The sequence below is a fragment of the Nostoc sp. CALU 546 genome, from assembly GCF_048836525.1.
This window is the reverse complement of sequence record NZ_JAWJTF010000292.1, coordinates 1-2,517: the sequence shown is the minus strand read 5'-3', so window position 1 is coordinate 2,517 and position 2,517 is coordinate 1. Positions and strand designations below refer to the sequence as shown.

Below are 2,517 nucleotides of genomic sequence, written 5' to 3'. Positions count from 1 at the left end.
TCATTATTGAGATTGACAATAAATATTAAAAATAGTTATTTAAGTTTACTATTCTTAATTATCCATAGCTAATATAGCCGTAGCCACATAGGTTAGGACATTTTAAAAACCCCAAGGCTAGGAATAGTAATACTTTTACCTCCTGCTATATCAGGTTTTATAGGGAATATTTTCTAAAAAAAGGCGTGCTACTAAGAGAAGTAGCACGCCTTTTTTTAGAATATTTATTTAGGAATATTTTTCAAGGTTGCTTATGGTTTTGATAGCTGACAACAGCTTCCCTGAGATTACTTTGGTGTTCTGAAAGAAGCCGATCACCTTCGTCTTTTTCTAAACCAGTCCAGTGCATTAATAGCGCTAGCTTCACCCATTTACCACTGCGTTCTAGTAAAAAACCAGAAGCTTCCCGACTTAAACCTGTGAGGTCTTGCAAAATTCGCAAAGCGCGATCGCGTAACTTTTGATTTGTTACCGCTACATCCACCATCCGATTGCCATAAACTTTGCCTAATTTGACCATTACCCCGGTAGAAAGAATATTTAAAGCTAACTTTGTAGCTGTACCAGCTTTCAGACGAGTTGAGCCAGCAATGATTTCTGGCCCTGTCAATAGCCGAATGTCAATATCGGCATCAAAGCTAACTTGTTCAGCCGGAACACAGGCGATAAAAATAGTAATGGCTCCTCGCTGACGAGCAGCATGAAGCGCACCGTGGACATAAGGCGTTGTCCCACCAGCGGTAATGCCGACTACGACATCTAGCTGGGTAATATGTCGCCCAGCGATCGCAGCCTCACCATCTTCGATACTGTCTTCTAAATCTTCGGAACTACGTACCAGCGCCCCAGCACCACCAGCAATAATCCCCTCTACCAACTCTGGGGGTGTACAAAAAGTAGGTGGACACTCAGCAGCATCTAACACCCCTAACCTGCCACTTGTCCCCGCACCGATATAGAATAGGCGTCCTCCGTGGCGCAAACGCTCTGCGGTGCGCTCAATTGCTTCAGCCAACTGAATTTTCGCCGCTGCAACTGCTGCGACTGCCTTTTGGTCTTCGTTATTAAACAACTCCACCAATTCCAGAGAACTGAGTTGGTCTAAGTTTAGACTATTAGGATTTACCAGCTCGGTTAAAAGATGCCCACGTTCCTGCAAGTTTGTCATTTGTCCTCTGTCATTTGTCCTACAGTAAGCCGCCTACGTCTATTGTCATTAGTCAATTAGCGACCAATGACCAATGACCAATGACCAATGACTAATGACTAATGACTAATTACAACAATCCTTCCAATTTGCGACGCATCTTCTCTAGTTCAGAATCAGACAATTCTGGTTCTTCTAGTGGCTGTTGATTGAGAGGGAAGGTGTCTTCAACAGTATCCTTCTTCTGGGCGTCTGCTTGCCAATCAGTTTCTTCGACATTCAGTTCTGGGGGAGTGACAACTAAATTGCTGTTTTCTGGGATGATTTCCCATTCATATCCAGCACTTTCGCAAAATTCCTTGATTTCCTCAGCATCGATCGGCTCTGGTGTAGGTGCGGGAAAATCCTGAGCTTCCAGCATTAAGGCAAAGCGCGTGGCGTCGTCTTCTGACTCGAACATCAGAATTTTATTGCGATCGCCTTCCCGAATCGTGTGAATCCCCTCATTTTCCGTTCGAGCATTAAAAATTAATACAAAGACACGCATTGGTGTAATCATCTGTCTTTTTTAAGGTCTATTCATATTAAAGTTCTAGGTTGCACCTGTGCGAAAGTCAAAGGAACAATTTTCACTCTATTGAGATCAGATTTTCCTGAAAACCCCAATATTATTAAGCATAAGTATTGGATCAAGCAAATACCGTAACTTAACCAATGAGGTCTTGGGTTTAGTTGGCGTATCCTGGAAATGGCATACTGAATGAATGTGTCAGTTAATGCTTGTGTGTGCCAGCGACATCTGGTAATTAATACAGTGAAAGCAAATGACTAAAACTCCCAATCAAGATATTCTCTCCCCGTCCCCTATCCGCAAGCGTCTGTGGTTGCTGGTGTTGAGTCGGGGTAGCATTACTTTGGGCGGACTTTTACTGTTAGGAGTTATCATCGGTATTTGGCGGTTGTGGACTTTTGTCCAAACAGAATTAACACCTTTGGCACAACAAAGTCTCACGACTACACTCAACCGTCCGGTAAAACTGGGAAGAGTCACACAATTTTCGTTGACGGGAGTGCAGTTTGGGGCTTCAGCTATTCCAGCCACACCCACAGATCCAGATCGGGCCGCAGTCGAAGCTGTAGAGGTGGGTTTTGCCCTGCCACAACTAATCTTTAACCGCCACTTAAAGCTAGATGTTACCTTAGTCAATCCAGATATTTACATTGACCAAGATGACCAAGGGCGCTGGGTTTCCACTACTATAGCGTCGTCAGGTAAAGGCGGCGCAATTAAAACCGATTTGGACAATTTGCGGTTTCGCAATGCCAAGCTGGCGTTGATGCCGCAGGAGAGGGCAGAGGAAGCAGGGGAC

General features: G+C 44.2%; 3 protein-coding genes. 1 reads left to right on the top strand and 2 read right to left on the bottom strand.

Annotated elements, in window-relative coordinates; genetic code table 11:
• Positions 1 to 241: 241 nt before the first annotated feature.
• A complete protein-coding gene (gene murQ, locus RRG12_RS42845) occupies positions 242 to 1,168 on the bottom strand; it encodes an N-acetylmuramic acid 6-phosphate etherase (protein ID WP_420763270.1) in 927 nt (308 codons plus the stop codon).
• A 109-nt stretch (positions 1,169 to 1,277) separates the two neighbouring features.
• Entirely contained in the window at positions 1,278 to 1,706 is a 429-nt protein-coding gene (locus RRG12_RS42840) for a DUF3110 domain-containing protein (RefSeq protein WP_420763269.1), read from the bottom strand.
• Between the two features lie 265 nt (positions 1,707 to 1,971).
• Here RRG12_RS42840 and RRG12_RS42835 point away from each other — a divergent pair.
• The coding region (locus RRG12_RS42835; protein ID WP_420763268.1) for a hypothetical protein at positions 1,972 to 2,517 on the top strand (546 nt) is incomplete at its 3' end.

Excerpts from the sequence above, each read along its gene's own strand:
- murQ (WP_420763270.1), bottom strand. The coding sequence starts at position 1,168 with ATGACAAACTTGCAGGAACGTGGGCATCTTTTAACCGAGCTGGTAAAT.
- RRG12_RS42840 (WP_420763269.1), bottom strand. The coding sequence starts at position 1,706 with ATGATTACACCAATGCGTGTCTTTGTATTAATTTTTAATGCTCGAACG.